The sequence below is a fragment of the Paenibacillus sp. UMB7766-LJ446 genome (assembly GCF_030226665.1).
Classification (GTDB): domain Bacteria; phylum Bacillota; class Bacilli; order Paenibacillales; family Paenibacillaceae; genus Paenibacillus; species Paenibacillus vandeheii.
Genome location: NZ_JASOYM010000003.1, coordinates 335,349 through 350,514, shown reverse-complemented (window position 1 = coordinate 350,514; position 15,166 = coordinate 335,349). Strand labels below are relative to the sequence as shown.

Below are 15,166 nucleotides of genomic sequence, written 5' to 3'. Positions count from 1 at the left end.
ATGAGGGGTGCAGAACATGCGTAAAGTAGGACTCGTTATGCGTAAAATTCAATTCACCGAGGCGCAGGGCCCGCGCGTATTTGCGGATCGGCTGAAGCAAATTGGGCTGGAGCTGGGTGTGGAGATTGTGTTCATCTCGCCGGAGCGCCATGTGAGCGGGTATGACTGGTTGCTGGGTTATGAGCATGAGAAAGGCGACCTGGTGAACTATGATATCGTACTGGACCAGATATATAGCCAAAATATAGAGCATGTCATCTACACCGTATCCGGGTTTACGTTTTTGAAGATGTTTTTACCGAAAAGCGTGTTGTTCCCGCACAGCTTTCCCGACCCGGCGCTGACGGGTTACGAAATGATGAAGCCATTCTATACAATGGTGGATAAAGCGATTGTGCAGACGGAGTTTTTGAAAACAGAGCTGGGCCGCAATTTCGGGGTACATGACGTGAACGTCATTCCGATTGGCTTTAGTGAAGAGCTGGCACAGCGCCACTACGACCCGAGTCAGGTCGTGCATAATCGCGTGCTCTGGATCGGTCGGGATGAGGCGAATCGCCGTCCGGATCTGGTGCTGGAATATGCCCGGCAGAACCCGGACAAGGAAGTATATATGGTATTTGGCGGACGCCGCTATGAGGAAAGCATGAAGAAATACAACATTCCGGACAACGTAAAACTGCAATTTGCGCTGACGCAGGATGAAGTGTTCACCCTGATGAACTCGTCCAAGGTATATTGGAGTTGCTCGGCCTTTGATACGTTTGCGATGCCGCTGACCGAAGCGATGGCGATGGGCAAAATGGTTGTGAAGCCGGAGCATGCCTGCTACGGCCACATTCGCTCCACGCATGCCTTTGCAGGCAATGAGGATAACTGGTTTGAATTGGTGAACATGGCGGCTGCCGCGCCGCGCAGTGTGTCGGAAGACAACCGGGAGTATGCGTTCGGTGCTTTCTCACGCACGATCATGAAAGAGGGATACCGGAACTTTTTCGCTAACTGGTTGAAGTGACCCATATAGATGCAGGTATAAACGGTGTGAGGTTTCGATGGGTTAATCTGAGCAATAACCGCAGGACGCGCAGCCATAGCATCCAGTCGGTAGATCGAAAACGGAGAGCAAAAGGCTTCTAATCGGGTAGGGAATCCGATCGGGAGCCTTTTCTTTGTGCCTGAATCAACGGGTGTTCCGCTAGCGCTGAACAGGAGGTATATTAATTTGACCCCAATGAAATGGACATATTTTAGTATTTATCAAAAAAAATAGGGGTGTTATGCTGTGAGCGTAAGGAAGGAGTGATCCCTTAATGAAGGCGCTGTCTGCGAGAGAATATCAGATTTTGCATTTTCTATTGGAGCGTAGGGATTTTGTTCCGGTCAAAGAAATAGCCAATCACATGAACTGGTCTGAAAAAACCATTTACAGGGAGCTAAACGCCCTGGAGCACAATTTGGATACTCGCGGAATTCGCCTTGAACGGAAGCCGGGAACAGGTATTGCGCTGGCTTTAACCCAGGAACAGACGATGGAACTGAGGAGCACGCAATGGATTCCGGGAAAAAAGGTGGTGACGACCCTTTCTGTTGAAGCGAGGAGAATCAAAATATTGACGAATTTATTATATGATTCTCCTGAGGAAACCTCGATTAACAAGTTGTCAGAAGAATACTTTATTGGCAAGGCATCGATTGTGAACGATCTCAAGGCCATTGAAGAACGAATTGAACCTTTTCATCTGCGACTGGAAAAAAGCCAGCTCGGCACCCGTCTGATTGGTTCGGAGATTGACATCCGCAAAGCCATGGCTTCTCTCATTCATGAACTTGTGAGTGAAGACCGGAAGGAACAAGAGCATCAGTCCCGGATCGATGGTAACACACTGGGTGAATTGATTGAACATTTTGGCTCCGATTCGGTAGAAGGGATTCAACGGATTCTGGAAGAAACCGAGCAGCATTTAGGATATACCATAGGCGATCCATATTACATTAACATGCTGACTCACCTGCTGATTTGTATCCGCAGACTGAAGAGTGGCAAGGTAATTCGCTTGGCCGACGGAATTTCCGATCATCCAGTAACCGACCCAAATGTGCATTCTATTGCGAAAGCCATGGCCAACAGGATCAAGGAACAATATGGATTGGAATTGCCAAGTGAAGAGATTTATTTCATCTATCAATATCTAATTTCGTCAGGAATGAGTATCCCGTCCCTTAACCTTGAGTTGTCAGGTCTGATGGACAAAGCTTGTCCGGAGTCCAAAGCGATGGTCAAGGAATTGATTCAGAACGTATCTGGTATGATCCGGCGTGACCTTACAAGAGACGAACAATTGTACAAGGGTCTGATTATTCATTTTAAACCGATGCTGAACCGTCTAAAATACAACATTTCTATTAATAATCCTCTGCTGGAGGATATACGCAAGGAGTATGCCGAGATCTTCTCCCTCGTCTCTTTGGGGATGCTGCCCATTGCCCAAGCCTGTGGGTTGAATTCGTTTAGTGATGATGAGATAAGTTACCTGGTACTTTATTTTCAGGCATCCATTGAGAAAAGCAGTAAAAAGAAAAGAGTTATTCTGGTCTGCTCTACTGGAATAGGCACCTCTCATTTGCTGAAAAACCGGATCAACCGTACATTTCCCGAATGGGAAGTCGTTGATGTCATTTCGACAAGCTGGTTCAAGCGCATGGAGGATTGGACGGAAATTGATCTGATCATATCTACCGTTAAACTGGAGCATCAGGATCTGCCGGTTGTGTATGTCTCGGCGCTCTTAAATGATACGGATGTCAGCTTAATCAAGGCCAAGTTTAACGAGGAGAAGTTGAATCAGCATCCAAACAAGGTGTTTTCATTTCCGCTGATCGGGGCGTACTTTCACCCATCTTGTTTGCAGATTGAAACGAATACGAAGGAACCGTTTGCAGAAGGAAAAGCATCCCGTCTGAAGTTGTTTACATCCATACTCAAACATGTAGGCGCTAACATGGAGAATCGGACATTTGCCGAAGCCAAGCTGAACAATCATTTGTCGATTTTCCTGATCCGCAGTGATGTGAATGTTAATCCAGTCGTCGGTTTTAATGTTGTTCAAGGCAAATCGGCAAATAGCAAACTAGAAATTGTAATCGCTTTCTTTGAAGGCGAACCAATAACTGAATTGCTGATCGAAATACAGAGCTTGTTGATGTGCAGGCGAATGTTTGAACAGATTATGAGAGTAACTACACCACTGGAGCTTGTCGAAATATTACAGTCCAAGCACGGCCAGGAGGAGGACCATTATGGATATAACCAAGATTATCAACGAACGGTTGATTAAGCTGGACCTACAAGCTCGAACCAAGGATGAAGCCATCGAGGAACTGGCAGATTTGCTTGAAAAGGATGGTGCTCTTTCCTCCAAGGAAGAGTTTATCAAGGACGTTTATGCAAGAGAGGAAGAAGGTCAGACTGGTCTGGAGAATCATGTTGCGATTCCTCATGGCAAGTCGGCTGCTGTCCTCAAAACCTCGCTCACCATCGGGCGGACAGAGCACCCGCTTGAATGGGAAACCCTGGACGACAAACCTGTCCATGTCGTTATCTTGTTTGCCGTACGACTTGTGGACCGGAATACAACCCACATGAAACTATTGGTCCAGGTTGCCAGTATGCTTGCTGATGAGGAGGTATTGGAACGTTTGATGCATGAGCCTGATCCGGCCCGGATTATGGACCTGTTTGCCCGTAGGGAAAGCGTATCGTAGGAATAAGGCAATTTTCTGGCTTCAATAAAATGGAGCACACTTACATCATTTGGAGGGATACTGATGAACATTGTAGCCGTAGCCGCTTGCACTGCTGGTATTGCCCACACGTATATTGCCAAAGAAAAATTGATCAAAGGTGCGAAAGCCCGCGGACATGAGATTAAAGTGGAGACCCAAGGCACCATAGGAACTGAAAACGAGCTTTCCAGGGAAGAGATAAGAGCTGCTGATGTTGTCATTGTGGCCGCAGATATCAAGATCGGCGGAGAAGAAAGGTTCAAAGGCAAGCGCATCATCCGGGTGAAAACCGAAACGGTTATTAAAGCGCCGATTAAATTCATTGAAAAGGTGGAGCAGTCTTTAGGGGTATCCTCATAAAAAGGGAGGCGAGACGATGAGCGCTAAATCCAATAACGCAGGTTCAGTGATCAAAGGCCATTTGTTAACCGGAATTTCCTATATGATTCCTTTGATCGTTGCTTCAGGGTTGTGTATCGCGCTGGGTCAAATATTAGGAGGAGCCGATGTGGGCAAGGCTGAAGGAACCATTCCGTATATGATTAACCAAATTGGCGGTTGGGGAATGGGACTGGTTGTACCTTTAATTTGCGCAGCGATTGCTTATTCGATCTCCGACCGCCCCGGAATTGCCCCAGGATTAATTGTTGGTTTTATATGCAGTCAGATTCAGGCGGGGTTCATCGGTGGGATGTTGGGAGGATTCCTCGTGGGTTATGTCGTTCTCGGCATCCGAAAATATGTGAAGCTGCCCAAGTCCATGCAGGGATTAATGCCCGTCCTCGTTATTCCATTTCTGGCCACATTGATTTCCGGTTTGTGTATCTTCCTTGTTATTGGGCAGCCGATTGTCTGGCTGCAGGACAGCCTCACCCATGTGCTTGAATCCATGCAGGGCGGTTCCAAATTTGCACTTGGGGCCATTCTGGGCTTGATGGCTACCTTTGACTTTGGAGGACCTGTCAATAAAACGATGTCGCTGTTTGCCGATGGAATGCTGGTCCAAGGTATCTATGGGCCTGAGGCTGTCAAGTTTGTCGGCTCGATTATTCCACCACTGGGGATCACCCTATCGTATTTTCTGACAAGAAACAAATACACAGCAGCGGAAAAGGAATCGTTAAAGGCCGCATTTCCGATGGGAATCTGTATGGTTACAGAGGGAGTAATTCCGATTGCAGCAAGGGATCTGGTCCGGGTGGTGACTTCCTGTGTCATCGGCTCAGCGATAGCAGGTGGGCTGATTATGATCTGGGGCGTTGAGGCTCCGGTGCCGCACGGCGGATTGTTCGTTGTTCCCCTTTTTACGCATCCGTGGCTGTTTATGTTGTCTCTTCTCATTGGTACCGGAATCTGCGGAATAACCTTATCCCTATTAAAGAAGCCAGTAACGGCCATGGATGAAGAATTCGACGACACGGAAGATGAAAGCGTAAGCTTTGATGACATTGTGTTCAAAGTGGAGTAAGGCCCACCAATATGATGGCGCTTACTACTAAATCTATACACTAATCCAAAGGAGATGTGAACTTATGTTGATTACGATGAAGGACTTGCTACAGGTAGCCAAGGAACACAAATTCGCGGTAGGCGCATTTAACGTGGCAGACAGTACTTTTTTGAGAGCGGTGATTGAGGAGGCCGAACATTCCAATTCACCGGCCATCATCGCCATCCACCCCACGGAACTTGAATTTTTGACGGATGAATTTTTTGAGTATGCCCGCCAGCGTGCACATGCCAGCCATGTTCCGCTGGTGATCCATCTTGATCATGGCGGGTCCATTGCTGATATCATCCGGGCGATCAAGTGTGGATTCACTTCCGTCATGATTGACGGTTCCCTGCTCCCTTATGAAGACAATGTGGCTATTACCAAACAGGCGGTGGAAATTGCACACGCCGTCGGCGTGTCTGTGGAAGGGGAATTGGGGACGATTGGGCAGACCGGTAACTCTATCGAAGGCGGCGTATCGGTGGTAACTTACACGGACCCGGTTCAGGCGGAAGATTTTGTGGCACGTACGGGGATCGACACGTTAGCAGTAGCCATCGGTACAGCCCATGGCATATATCCCAAGCATATTAAACCGGAGCTGCAAATGGATATTCTGAGAGAAATCAATCAATTGGTAGACATCCCTCTCGTTCTTCACGGGGGGTCCGCTAACCCCGATCAAGAGGTCTCCGACTCCGTTCAGCTGGGCATATGTAAAATCAATATTTCCAGCGATATGAAATATTCATACTTCAAAAAAGCTCGTGAAATTTTAAGTACAACAGAATTATGGGACCCTAATGCCATTTATCCGGAATGCATTGCCGAGGCCCAAAGCGTCATTCGCTATAAAATGAATCTGTTCCATTCGGTTGATAAAGCGGATTTATACAAGGGACTGCGTTATGAACAACGCCAGACTGAAAGTGTAAGCCTTTACTGAGCCTGCTGGCGGGAACAAGGCATCATAAGAAATATGCCAATTTCATATCATGAAACCTCTTTGAAGCCCTCATTCACGAATTCGATTTATCGTGAATGGAGGGCTTCAATATGTGATAAACTCTACACGTATCCAGAATGCTTAGTGTCAGTGGTCATTCGGAGGAATGTATGGAGGAGAAGGGGGCGTATAAGTGAAAGGTCTTATTATATTGATACTCCTTATTTGGCTCGCATTGCTGCTTATTGAATGGCTCATCTATCGATTGCAAGGTCGGCAGATGACAAGGGCTCAATTTATTCTGCCTTGTGTGGTCTTGCTGGGTGGAGCCGTCGTTATCATGATCAGCGTCAATATTGGCGGCTGGAACGGGATCGGCTATGCTCTGCTGGGGGTATCGATTGCAACTTCCGGCTTGCTCACCCTGATCACGGTCATTATTGTGGATCTGGTCATGCGGCGGCGCAGAAGGAATGAATAGAACGAATGGGGCTTACGCTACAAAGAGTGAATTGGGCGATCAGACGGTTGCAGTAAAGCATTCGTCTGTGATATATTGGCATTAATTATGACAAGGGAGGTGAAGACAGGTGAATCACGCGATGCTTAACAACCGTATTAGCCAGCTGCCGATTGCTATGGCTGGCATTGTTCATACTTTTTCAACTAACGGGAGAAGTCTGTCCAAATTTGAATATACGGAAATTAACATATGCGAGAAGATGCCTGCCTTGACCTCATTCGGACGATAAGCAATTTTGCTTGAATTCTGAAGAGCCGCGGAGCTAACCTCCTGCGGCTCTTTTTGTGTTGCGGTCAGGATCTTCCAATCCATAGGAGGAACCTTATTATGATGATTATTAGCGCACAACAACTTACTCAATACCACGGAGCACATCTGGTGCTGGACGGCATTACGTTTGAAATTATGGAAGGCGACAAGGTCGCCCTGATCGGCCGCAACGGAAGCGGAAAAACAACATTGATGCGCCTGATGGCACGACTGAACCAACCGGATGAAGGACAATTGATGATTAAGAAGGATACACGTATTGGGTATGTGGCTCAGGTGCCGGAAGGAATGGATGATTACACGGTGCTGGATGTGCTGAGTCTTGGATTCAGGGAGCTTATGGCGTGCCGGAGCCAAATGAAGGAAATGGAGCAGCAGATGTCCGATCCGGACTGTGCAGTCAATCCGAACCAATTGGAGCGCCTGTTGAAGCGGTATGCGGCGTTGCAGGAACAGTTTGAGCGTGAGGGCGGATATGAGATGGATGCCCGGATCGATCAGGTCGCGGACGGTCTGGATATTGCGAAGGAGCATTACGGATGGCGTTTTGGTTCGTTGTCTGGTGGTGAACAGACCCGGGTTGTGCTGGCTTCACAGCTGATTGTAAGGCCTGATCTGTTATTGCTGGATGAGCCGACCAACCATCTTGATCTGGAGCGGGTGGAATGGCTGGAAGGATTTTTGCGCGAGTATACAGGTACGATTATCCTGATCTCACATGATCGCTACTTTTTGGACCGTGTGGCATCCAGGACGTTGGAGCTGGAGGATGGAGAAGCGCAAACGTCTGCTGGCGGTTATACGGAATATATGAAGGTGAAGGAACAACGACTGCTGCAGCAATTTGAGGAGTTCAAGGAGCAGCAGAAGGTGATCAAAAAAATGAAGGAAACGATCCGCCAATTGGAAGAATGGGGCCGAGTCGGGGGCAATGAAAAGTTCTTCCGGCGTGCGGCTTCCATGCGCAAGGCTATTGAGCGGATGGAGCAGGTAAAGCGGCCAGTACTGGAGCGGCGTAACGCTGACTTCGATGTACGTCCTACGGATCGTACGGGAAAACGGGTGGCCGTTATGGAACAGGTCGAAAAGGCTTATGGAGAACGCCCAATTCTGCGAGGTGTCTCGGGATTACTCGAATATGGCGACAAAATTGCCCTGATTGGACGCAATGGTTCAGGCAAAACGACGTTGTTCAAGCTCTTGTTGGGCGAGGAGCAGCCGAGTGCAGGCAGCCTGGAGTGGGGTGCACGAGTGGATGTCGGCTATCTGGCCCAGCAGGAGGAGCCTTCCAATCCAAAGCTGAACGTGCTGGAATACTTCCGGTTGGAAGCGGGCGTGGAAGAAGGAGAAGCGCGCGGCATTTTGGCCCGATATCTGTTCTATGGAGCAGATGTGTTCCGCTCGGTAGGGCAGCTGTCTGGAGGGGAGTGGACACGGCTAAGGCTGGCTCTTCTGGTTCAGCGCAAGCCGAATGTGCTTTTGCTGGATGAACCGACCAACCATCTGGATATCGCTTCAAGGGAAGCGCTCGAAGAGTCGCTCGTTGATTTTGAAGGAACGGTGCTTGCCATCTCACATGACCGCTACTTCGTCAATCGACTCGCTTCCCGTGTATGGGAACTGGAGAATGGGCGGATGATCGCCTATCTGGGAGACTATGAAGCCTATCGCGAGAAGAAGCTTGATCTGCAAGCACGTGCAGCGGCGACAAATCAACGTATAGCAGGTGTAGCGACTCCAGCACGTGGGAGTGCAAAACCGCCACAGGAGACGAAGTCCGCTGCAACGCCTGATACAACGTCCACATCCAAGAAGCTTTCCGCTGAACAATTGGAGCAAAGACTGGCTCGACTGGAAGAGCAAATTCAGGTGCTGGATCATCAGCTTGAATCTGCGGAGAACACGCCAGATGAGCTGGAGCAAATATGGAACGAACGCGAGCGACTTTCTGGCGAATACAATGAAATGTTGGCCCAGTGGGCAGAGCTGTGAGACAGTCGATATGGAGCTGATCTCAAGGTAGATCTTGAAGTAGATTTGAAATAGATGAAGAAAGGAAGAAGGCTGGAGAATATCCTCTGGCCTTTTTGCTTGTCAAAACTAACATACGATTAGATTCATTTCGATCTCTATAAATTGAACTAAACATTTACACGATAACAGCGATCGGAAGGTTGTTCTGTCATCGGAGTGGCAATTGTACATATTCTTTAGTTTGAAAAACGTTCTTGGGATTTATATAAAATGCTTTTTTACATGTCAGCGGGAATAGTGTAACTTTTTTCCTTCTCATGCGTTTAATACGTTTGTGTGTATTGAAACGGCTCCTCTTAGAGCTTACGGAAAGGCAGGTTATCGTTATTTATTATTCATTGACTTATCGGAACTGGTCGGATGATCGGCAGGTGGAGACGGGGGTATTGGAGCAGGTTTCGGTCACTCGTGATGAACTGTTCATGCGCAAGTTGGTTGATGCCACCCTGATGAAAAATAAGCTTTGGGCGCATCTGTCCAATGAATGCGAGGATCGTCGGGAGCATGCAGTCTACTTGACCGAGTACAACAATCAAAAGCCTGCGGAACACGGTACAGCGATTGCGGACGCTGCACTGTCGATGTGCAAAATGTCCTCCATGTACAGCGCGGAATACATGCTGTGGAATGGGAGTGCATTTCAGGAATTGGACTTGGCAGAATCCTCCTCGTACACGATGGAGCTTGCCGAGCAGCTACTGGACCATTACATGGTCCGTGGCGGTATAACCTATGAATTTGTGTATTCCGTGCTGGATGCGGATCGCAACAAAGTGTTGTTTTTTATGAAGGAGGTGGATCTGTAATGGCCGAAAATCTCACACCCAAACCCGGCTCACGTGCCAAGCTGGTTGCCTTCTCGCTCATGCTTGCAGTGCCTGCCGTATTATCCGGTTGTGGCAGCAATAGCGATGATTGCGACCCGGAATACGATACCGGATGTGAGTATGACTCCAGCAGCGGGCACTATTACTATGGTGGCGGATCGTCCTATCGGAGCAACAAGGACAGCAGTTCCTACAGCAAATCCAGTTCCAAATCGAGCGGCTTTGGCAGCTTCTTCCGCAGTTCAGGAGGTTAGAACCTGATGAGGCATATATACGAGCTGCCGTTCAGCCATGAAGAAGTATTCAGGGGCGAAGCAGGGCAACAAGTCCCGTATCACCGAATGTATGGCAAGCAATATTGTGTGCCTGCATTAACGGTTTATACCCCTGCGGAGATGCAGGAATTGCGTGCAGCAGTTGAGGCTGTAGACGGGATTTATTGCAAGGTGATGCGTTTTATCCAGCAATACATGCCCGACTCTTTTCTGGAGCATCAATTGGGTATTCACCCCGGCCTTATTCCAGCGGCTCGTATGGAGATGGTGACCGGCGGGATCACTCGGCAGGACTGGATTATTGGGGAAACGGGTCCCAAATGCATTGAAAATAACACCGATACCCCAACAGGCATACCGGAAGCAGCTGCATTGGAAAGTATTTTGGTGGGGATGGCTGAAAAAACATCGTTCTATCCTCCGTCCAAAGGCATGGATGAGTGTATCCGAGAATGCTTTCGCAGCTGGCTGGGTGCTTATGCACAGCAGGGACTGAAAGGCGCGGTGACCTTTACTTCGTTCGGAGATCATGTGGAGGATCGGACCAATACGGAGTATCTGATGAAGCTGTGTCAGGAAGCGGGATATGAAACGTTTTACGCTCCACTGGAGGAATTGGAGATTATCCCCGGGGATTCACTCTACCATCAAGGGCGCGAGATCAACCTGCTGTACCGTCTCTATCCCCTGGAGTATCTGATTGATGATCGAGACGAGACGACGGGGGTGGACATCGGCGCTGCGCTGCTTGAGCTGGTACAGGAAGGACGACTCGGTCTGATGAATCCCGTACAACATGTGCTGATGCAGAGCAAAGGCTTCATGGCCGCCATCTGGTCGCTCTATGAACGCAATGAACAGACCCCGGAATATTGCGGATTTCGGCTGTTTAACGATGCAGAGCTGAGAACCATTTCGCGGTATTTGCTGCCAACTTATTTCGAAGCAGGACCCTTTGAGCAGGATGCCATTCCCTATGTAGCCAAAAGCTATTGGGGACGCGAAGGCCGAGGGACCTCACTGCTAGGTGACGATACGGAGCAGACTATGGGCAAGCCGAATACGTATCCACCTGTGAGCGTTCAGACGCCATCAAACTCGAACGAAACAGGCACAGTGGATGAAGAAGAGGAGCTTGCCGCCTATTATAACAATCAGCCCAAGATTTATCAGCAGCTCGTTCCAATGGAACAGGCCTTGATTCAGACAGAGGATGGGGAATACAGTGGTTATTTGCTTACAGGAGTATTTGTCATTAATGGACGTTTTGCCGGTGTACTGCCGCGAATCGGGGAGAAAGTGACAGGGGATATGGCCTATTATTGTGCGGCCACGGTCAATGAACGGATGGATGATGAGGAGGAGAAGGAATGGACAATTTGGGATTGAACCTGCTGAATGTAGCGGTAGGTGTGGGCATTTTACTGGTTGTATTGGTATGCGGGTATTTCGCTTTTAGCCAACTGACCCGGTATAACGATAGTGAGGAAATTGCGAAAGGCAACGAGGCGGCAGGCATATACATGGGGAGCAAATTGCTGGGCCTGTGTATTATTGTGGGCATGGTGTCCTTCTCCACGCACTCGTGGCTGGATATGCTGCTTTGGTCGGCACTGGGAATCATTATTTTGTGTCTGGTCTATATTATATTTGACTTCCTGACCCCCAAGATGCGGGTATGTGATGAAATTGCACGAGGGAATATGGCCGTGGCACAGCTGCTGCGTTCCATTATCATCGGCGTTTCCATCGTCATCGGTACATTTTTGATGTAAAATAAATGCTAGCGATAAACGATAATTTAGAATAAATATTTAGCCAAGAAGGAGCGCAGCATCATGAGAAAAGTCATCATTGATACAGATACAGCAGGAGACGATACGATTGCGATCCTGACGGCACTGCACCATTTCCAGGTGGAGGGCATCACGATTACAGGTGGGAACGTGCAGTTTGACCAAGAGGTGGAAAATGCACTGTACACCGTGCAGGTTGCGGGTCATGGCGGTAAGGTACCTGTGTACAAAGGATGCGAACGCCCGTTAATGGCCTACGGAAAGGCCCAGCACCGTACAGTGGAAGACGTACATGGCGATGACGGCATGGGCGGGGCCCATTTCCCGAAGGCGGACCAGCGTCCCGAGGCAGCGCATGCGGTTGATTTTATCATTGAAAAGGTACACGCACATCCGGGCGAGATCTCACTTCTGGCGATTGCACCGCTGACCAACATTGCGATGGCCATTCATAAGGACCCGACCATTATTCCAGAGATTGCACATCTCTACATCATGGGTGGAACGAATAATGCACTGGGCAATATTACGCCAGCCGCGGAGTATAACTTCTATGTTGATCCGGAAGCAGCCAAAATTGTATTACACGCGGGCATTCCCATAACCATGGTTGGCTGGGAGATGTGTACTCAGTATTCCGTTATGGATGATGACGATCATGCGGAGATTGCAGCGCTAGGTACATCTGGTGCAGATTTCTTCACGGCCATCAACAAAGTGGTTATGCAGTTCAACAAATCGGTACATAAACTGAACGGAACCACTCATCCGGATACGTTGCTAATGGCTGTTGCCGCAGATGAGTCGCTCATGACCAAATCCGGTCAGTATTACGTGGATGTGGAAGCAGCAGGAGAATTAACGCGCGGATATAGCGTGGTGGATATCAACGGACGTTTCGGCAAAGAACCGAACGTACGCGTCTGCGAGGCCATTGACCGTCCGAAATTCAAATCGATGCTGCTGGATGTGCTCTCCGCTATTCGATAATTTTGAGAATCGCCCCTCATTCCGTATAAGACGGCTGGGGGCTTTTTTTTCATTTGAAACGGAAACGAGAGAAGGTGTGAGCACAGGTTCTACAGCTCATATGGATTCAATACAGCGGCTGTGTTAAAGTGGAGGAAACATTACGTTAAACCCAATGGTACGGTAGAAGACTGAGGGGTTAACATAGGCTAGGCAGCTATAGCAGTCTGGCAGGAGGAGAGGCAACATGTTGTTTTATTTTATAGCACTGCTGGTTACCCTGGTGGATCAGGGCACCAAAATGGCGGTGAGGATGTATATGGAAGTTGGCGACACGATGAGACTTGGCGATTCGGGTATGCAGCTGCAGCATTATGAGAACAGTGGGATGGCTGGCAGCCTGTTTCAGGGGAACGCGCGTCTGTTCGGCGTGGTCGCCATTCTATTTATCGCAGGCATGATGTATTATCGGAGAAAAGGTGAAATTCGCGGTTTCTGGATGCAGGCAGGTGCCGGCTTCATGGTCGGTGGTGCTTTGGGGAATGCAATCGATCGCTTTATTTACGCACGCGTAACGGATTTTCTCGTGTTTCCGTCGGGACGCGGAATACTCAATTTGGCGGATGTCGCAATAAACGTTGGTGTGGTGCTGCTGGTCATCGGCATGCTGATCCGTGCATTTCAGAGTTACCGAGCCAAGCGTTTACGTAATGCATTGCCCAAAATTGAGCGTTCATAATGAAACAACAACCGCTTTGCTGTAGGCCATTATAAGTGAATAAATAAGAGGCATTGGATACCATCCGATGTCTTTTTTTGTTATGTCGATGACCGGACTCACGCTCAGTGGGCCTGATTCAATTTTACCGAAACCGTTTTAGGAATAATAGGACACATTATAGTCAACGCTCATAGTAGGAATCAGTGGAAGGATTAACCACGTGGTTACTTCACTAATTTAATGGGTAAATCTTAACGTATATAAGCTGAGGGAGGTACAACATGAGAACATCGCTTACCAAGGCACTCGGGATAATGCTGCTTTGTGGAATAACAGCTGTACTGCTGTCTTCCTGCACCAGCGGGAATCATGCCAACGGCAAAGTGCAGGTTGAATTTTTTCAGAACAAACCCGAAGCCAAAGGAACCTTTGATGAATTAATCAAAACATTTAACGCCGAACACTCCGATATTCAGGTCACTCAGGTGAATCCACCAGATGCGGAGACGGTACTGAAGACACGTGTGGTGAAGAACGATGTGCCAGATATTATGGCGATGGGGGCGACGGATACCTATTCCATTCTTGCACAGAGTGATATTTTCGCCGATCTGACCGATAGTCCACTGTTAAAAACAATCGATCCCAACTACATACAGATGCTGAAGGATGTCACGGGCATGGATGAAGTAACAGGCGTTCCTTACGCAACGAATGCAAACGGCATCATGTACAACAAAACGTTGTTTAAAGAAATGGGTCTGGACGTACCTAAGACCTGGGACGAGCTGATTGCTACAGCCCAAAAAATTAAGGATGCAGGTAAAATTCCGTTTTACTTCACATACAAGGATGACTGGCAGACGAATCTGCCGTTCAATGCACTCGGACCTAACTTGGTTGGTATTGATTTCTATCTGGAGCGTCGCGAGAACAAGGTGACCTTCAAGGAGAAATACCGCGAGGTCGCGGAGAAGCAGTTGGAACTGATGAATTACGGTCACGGCGACAACTTCGGTAAAGCATATTCCGATGGTAACCGGGCCTTTGCTAATGGAGAAGCTTATATGTACATCCAGGGTACCTGGGCGATCTCCGAGATTCGCAAAGCGAACCCGAATGTGGACATTGGTTTCTTCCCATTCCCGACAGGCAATGACCCAAGCCAGATTAAGCTGGTGAACGGAATCGACTCCCTGTTTACCATTGCAGCGGATACACCAAACAAGGAACAGGCCGAGCAGTTCATCGCATTTCTGCTGAAGCCTGAAAATATAGGCAAGTACATTAAGGAACAAACGCTGTTCTCTGCGGTGGAAGGTGTAAAACAAGATGATCCTGCTGTACAGGAACTGACACCTTACATTGAGCAGGGCAAGGTTATCGACTTTGCCGATCACTATATTCCGGCTGCGGTGCAGCTGAATTCCATCGTACAGTCCTTTTTGCAGAACAAGAACATCGACAACTATCTGGATACACTCGACAAAGAATGGGACAAGGTAGCGAATCGGCGATAAGGCCTTG

Annotated in this window: 16 protein-coding genes; all 16 read left to right on the top strand. The window is 48.4% G+C overall.

Features of this window, described 5'->3' with window-relative positions; genetic code table 11:
* The first annotated feature begins 16 nt into the window (after positions 1 to 16).
* The 16 genes from QP794_RS09630 to QP794_RS09555 all read left to right on the top strand — a co-directional run bounded on the left by QP794_RS09630 (position 17) and on the right by QP794_RS09555 (position 15,159).
* A complete protein-coding gene (locus QP794_RS09630; RefSeq protein WP_285075987.1) occupies positions 17 to 1,015 on the top strand; it encodes a glycosyltransferase in 999 nt (332 codons plus the stop codon).
* A 295-nt stretch (positions 1,016 to 1,310) separates the two neighbouring features.
* Positions 1,311 to 3,335, top strand: coding sequence for a BglG family transcription antiterminator (locus tag QP794_RS09625; protein WP_285075986.1), 2,025 nt, complete (start codon positions 1,311 to 1,313; stop codon positions 3,333 to 3,335).
* Entirely contained in the window at positions 3,298 to 3,762 is a 465-nt protein-coding gene (locus tag QP794_RS09620; RefSeq protein ID WP_285075985.1) for a PTS sugar transporter subunit IIA, read from the top strand. Before QP794_RS09625 ends, QP794_RS09620 begins: the two co-directional genes overlap by 38 nt.
* 63 nt (positions 3,763 to 3,825) lie before the next feature.
* Positions 3,826 to 4,143, top strand: coding sequence for a PTS fructose transporter subunit IIB (locus tag QP794_RS09615; RefSeq protein WP_192271675.1), 318 nt, complete (start codon positions 3,826 to 3,828; stop codon positions 4,141 to 4,143).
* A 16-nt stretch (positions 4,144 to 4,159) separates the two neighbouring features.
* Complete coding sequence (locus QP794_RS09610) at positions 4,160 to 5,251, top strand: PTS fructose transporter subunit IIC (RefSeq protein WP_285075984.1); 1,092 nt, start codon at positions 4,160 to 4,162, stop codon at positions 5,249 to 5,251.
* A gap of 64 nt (positions 5,252 to 5,315) precedes the next feature.
* Positions 5,316 to 6,224, top strand: coding sequence for a ketose-bisphosphate aldolase (locus QP794_RS09605; RefSeq protein WP_285075983.1), 909 nt, complete (start codon positions 5,316 to 5,318; stop codon positions 6,222 to 6,224).
* Between the two features lie 193 nt (positions 6,225 to 6,417).
* On the top strand, positions 6,418 to 6,705 hold the full coding sequence (locus QP794_RS09600) for a YesK family protein (RefSeq protein ID WP_285075982.1): 288 nt from the start codon (positions 6,418 to 6,420) through the stop codon (positions 6,703 to 6,705).
* A gap of 109 nt (positions 6,706 to 6,814) precedes the next feature.
* Entirely contained in the window at positions 6,815 to 6,976 is a 162-nt protein-coding gene (locus tag QP794_RS09595; RefSeq protein ID WP_173405214.1) for a hypothetical protein, read from the top strand.
* A 98-nt stretch (positions 6,977 to 7,074) separates the two neighbouring features.
* The gene (gene abc-f, locus QP794_RS09590; protein WP_285075981.1) at positions 7,075 to 9,009 is read left to right on the top strand and encodes a ribosomal protection-like ABC-F family protein; all 1,935 of its coding nucleotides are present in this window, start codon (positions 7,075 to 7,077) and stop codon (positions 9,007 to 9,009) included.
* Positions 9,010 to 9,308: 299 nt separating this feature from the next.
* Positions 9,309 to 9,857 carry a hypothetical protein gene (locus QP794_RS09585; RefSeq protein ID WP_285075980.1) on the top strand — a complete coding sequence of 183 codons (549 nt, stop codon included), beginning with the start codon at positions 9,309 to 9,311 and terminating at the stop codon, positions 9,855 to 9,857.
* Positions 9,857 to 10,132 carry a hypothetical protein gene (locus QP794_RS09580; protein WP_285075979.1) on the top strand — a complete coding sequence of 92 codons (276 nt, stop codon included), beginning with the start codon at positions 9,857 to 9,859 and terminating at the stop codon, positions 10,130 to 10,132. The genes QP794_RS09585 and QP794_RS09580 overlap by 1 nt, the downstream gene beginning before the upstream one ends.
* A gap of 6 nt (positions 10,133 to 10,138) precedes the next feature.
* On the top strand, positions 10,139 to 11,542 hold the full coding sequence (locus QP794_RS09575; RefSeq protein ID WP_285075978.1) for a glutathionylspermidine synthase family protein: 1,404 nt from the start codon (positions 10,139 to 10,141) through the stop codon (positions 11,540 to 11,542).
* A complete protein-coding gene (locus QP794_RS09570) occupies positions 11,524 to 11,928 on the top strand; it encodes a DUF350 domain-containing protein (RefSeq protein WP_285075977.1) in 405 nt (134 codons plus the stop codon). The genes QP794_RS09575 and QP794_RS09570 overlap by 19 nt, the downstream gene beginning before the upstream one ends.
* A gap of 63 nt (positions 11,929 to 11,991) precedes the next feature.
* Complete coding sequence (locus tag QP794_RS09565) at positions 11,992 to 12,939, top strand: nucleoside hydrolase (protein WP_285075976.1); 948 nt, start codon at positions 11,992 to 11,994, stop codon at positions 12,937 to 12,939.
* A 226-nt stretch (positions 12,940 to 13,165) separates the two neighbouring features.
* Positions 13,166 to 13,657: a signal peptidase II gene (gene lspA, locus QP794_RS09560; RefSeq protein WP_285075975.1), complete on the top strand. Its 492-nt coding sequence runs from the start codon at positions 13,166 to 13,168 to the stop codon at positions 13,655 to 13,657.
* A gap of 263 nt (positions 13,658 to 13,920) precedes the next feature.
* Positions 13,921 to 15,159: an ABC transporter substrate-binding protein gene (locus tag QP794_RS09555; RefSeq protein ID WP_483311888.1), complete on the top strand. Its 1,239-nt coding sequence runs from the start codon at positions 13,921 to 13,923 to the stop codon at positions 15,157 to 15,159.
* Positions 15,160 to 15,166 lie beyond the last annotated feature (7 nt).